The following is a 1,189-nucleotide window of genomic DNA, read 5'->3' as shown; positions in this document are numbered from 1 at the left end:
GATTGACAGGGACAGGGGAGTAAGGCAGTAGGGCAGTAGGGCAGTAGGGCAGTAGGGCAGTAGGGGCTATTCAGGTGACAATTTGCGGATCAGAAGGCGCAATAGCGTCCCGACGCTTTCGCTGCGGTTCATCAAAGGTTCGACCGCCTCGTGCGAGGCGATTCCGACACGGTGCGCAATCATAAGATGCGTCTCCAGTTCCTTGAGTGATCCTTGGGCGATCCTGAGAAATTGCTGATAGGAAGCTCGGCTCTCTCGGCCGTAACCCTCAGCGATGTTGGCAGGCACTGAGGTAGCTGCCCGACGCACCTGACCTGTCATTCCATAGATCTCGTCTTTCGGCCAAGCTCGTGTCACTTCATAGATTGATACTGCCAGGTCCATTGCCTGCTGCCAGACGATCAGATCCCTGTAGGACTCGATTTTCGCCATTACGTGCCGCTCCCTACTGCCCTACTGCCGTACTGCCCTACTCCCCTAGACATTCAACAACAAATACTCCCGCTCCCACGGACTGATCACTTCCATGAAGGTCTCGAATTCCGCCCGCTTGATCGCCGCATAGGTCGCGGCAAACGACTTGCCGAGCAGCGCGCAGAGTTCCTCGTCGGCTTCGAACAGGTCGACAGCCTCGAGCAGGCTCCGCGGCAGGTCGATCTCTGCCTCGTTGGCGGTGGTGAGAACCGGCGGTTCGGCCTTGATCTTGTTGGTCATGCCGATCAGCCCGCAGGCGAGCGATGCAGCCAGCGCCAGATAGGGATTGGCGTCGGACGAAGGGATGCGGTTCTCGACGCGCCTGGCTGCCGGGTCGGATCGCGGGACGCGGAAGGCGGTGGTGCGGTTGTCGTAGCCCCATTTGTTGTTGACCGGTGCCGAAGCCGACTGCGTCAGCCGGCGGTAGGAATTGACATAGGGCGCGAACATCACCAGCGCGTTCGGCACATGTTTCTGCATGCCGCCGAGGAAATGGAAGAAGGCTTCGGTTTCCGAGCCGTCCTCGGCCGAAAAGACGTTCCTGCCGGTCTTCTTGTCGATGATCGACTGGTGGATATGCATGGCCGACCCGGGCTGCCCCTGGATCGGCTTGGCCATGAAGGTGGCGTAGATCTCATGCTTCAGCGCCGCCTCGCGGATGGTGCGCTTGAACATGAACACTTGGTCGGCGAGTTCGATCGGATCGCCATGGCGC

Annotated in this window: 2 protein-coding genes; both read right to left on the bottom strand. The window is 59.7% G+C overall.

What is annotated here, in order from left to right; all coding sequences use genetic code 11:
• Nucleotides 1-66: 66 nt before the first annotated feature.
• Entirely contained in the window at nucleotides 67-432 is a 366-nt protein-coding gene (locus tag EOA86_RS35440) for a four helix bundle protein (RefSeq protein ID WP_128166109.1), read from the bottom strand.
• A 45-nt stretch (nucleotides 433-477) separates the two neighbouring features.
• Nucleotides 478-1,189 (bottom strand): glutamine synthetase family protein (locus tag EOA86_RS35435; RefSeq protein WP_164892360.1); only part of this gene is annotated, 712 nt, incomplete at its 5' end.

Source organism: Mesorhizobium sp. M5C.F.Ca.IN.020.32.2.1 (genome assembly GCF_004023105.1).
GTDB lineage: Bacteria > Pseudomonadota > Alphaproteobacteria > Rhizobiales > Rhizobiaceae > Mesorhizobium > Mesorhizobium wenxiniae.
Note: the sequence above shows the minus strand (reverse complement) of the source record. Positions and strands in the feature narration are given on the sequence as shown.

Bases quoted from the DNA above. Each gene is read 5' to 3' on its own strand.
- EOA86_RS35440 (WP_128166109.1), bottom strand. From the start codon at position 432: ATGGCGAAAATCGAGTCCTACAGGGATCTGATCGTCTGGCAGCAGGCA.